Source organism: Vibrio sp. S12_S33, assembly GCF_963889785.1.
Lineage (GTDB): Bacteria > Pseudomonadota > Gammaproteobacteria > Enterobacterales > Vibrionaceae > Vibrio > Vibrio aestuarianus.
The window spans coordinates 1-1445 of record NZ_CAWPQZ010000142.1 but is presented as its reverse complement, the minus strand read 5'-3'; the positions used below and the strand labels follow the sequence as shown (position 1 = coordinate 1445).

Here is a 1445-nt window from a genome sequence, read left to right as displayed (position 1 = left end):
TCAACCACTTCCCGAAAAGTGCCACTGGCGAGATAGTTGATAAGCTGAGATTTGTCCGGTGTGTAGCTAGAAAACTAAAAGCTTTTCCACCCTAAATTCACCGTTTTTCTTAACCCCAGCTAACGCCCTGTTAAGGTGTGAGCAACGCAATACCGAAGCTACCGCATACCACCTTAAACACTAAACGCAACGCATAGCAATAATGCCAAGCGTTGCGAATCACTCTTAAACAGATTGTTAGCAATATTTACGACGGGTTGAGTATATTGCCTTCTAAGTCCTTCGCAACCCAAATTCCGCTAGCTTGATACTCAAACTTGTACAACGCCCCTGGCTTTTCAATAGTCCATTGAAGTGGTCGCCCAGACCATTGCAAAACACCAGCATCTTCACGAGTCGCAGAGTCGATAGAATTAATCTCATATGTAGCCCCCTCTTTGGAGATGACTTCTATGTATTCTACACTTATAAAATCCATAGATTGCTCTACATATTCAGGTTTCAGAATAATGTTCTCAGCATTCCCAAACATTTGGTTTGTGGGAAACATCAATCCGTTGATGTGCTCTGATTGCATCATCATATCTGAAATCGTAGAGGTGAGCTTGTAATAAGCTTGGTCTTCTTCACCATCTAAAGGTTTAGAAAACATGAAACCTAAATATTCATGTACCATTTCATTTAAATCATTAAAGTTATTTGTCTTTTTAACAAAGTCGTATATTGCTGGCAAACTCCGGTTAGATCCTAGTCTTTCTTCAGTCTCTTCAGTAAAACCAATATGATTTAAAACTAAAGGTGCAGTTGTTCTCCAATGAGAAAGAGCAATTTTATCCCCTGGTTCACACCTCAACTCAAACAATGGCACTCCACGATAGTTGGAACCGTAAAACATCGATTGATTTACATCATTTGCACGACCACGCTCTTTTACATATTGTGCGGGTGGATAACTACACTCTCCAATGGTCCCAGGCTTTTCGCAAATACGAGCTCTAAATATGTCTAGCCCTGCTTCATACCGCGGCGCTTCTACTTTATAGCCGGACATTAAGCGATCAAGAACTTTTCTAAGATCTTCTTTTGAGATTTTACTGAGTTCCATCTTTTCCAAGCGAGAAATAGCATCCCGAATATTTCTACTGTTTAGTTTTACTTCTTTCACCTACAGGCTCCATACTACTGATATTGCTAACGCCCTGTTAAGGGGTGAGCAGCGCAACACTGAAGCCGCTGCATACCGCCTTAAACACCAATACCAACGCATAGTAAAAAATGCCATGCGTTGCGAATCCCTCTTAAACAGTTTGTTATGTAGCTTGGATTCAAGTACGAAGTGCGACACCTCTGAACATAAAAACAGTGAGATGCGATAATCATCATTTTTGCTCCCGCCAAGAAGTAAAAAACATGAAGTACACGCACCTCACTGAGATTGAAAGGTA

General features: G+C 40.9%; 2 protein-coding genes. Both read right to left on the bottom strand.

From position 1 onward, the window contains the following. Window positions 1–247 precede the first annotated feature (247 nt). Window positions 248–1165, bottom strand: a complete 918-nt coding sequence (locus AACW06_RS19495; RefSeq protein WP_192076323.1) for a hypothetical protein — start codon at window positions 1163–1165, stop codon at window positions 248–250. Window positions 1166–1245: 80 nt separating this feature from the next. After that, window positions 1246–1445, bottom strand: a 200-nt coding sequence (locus tag AACW06_RS19490; protein WP_337923502.1) for a hypothetical protein, incomplete at its 5' end; no start/stop codon positions are given.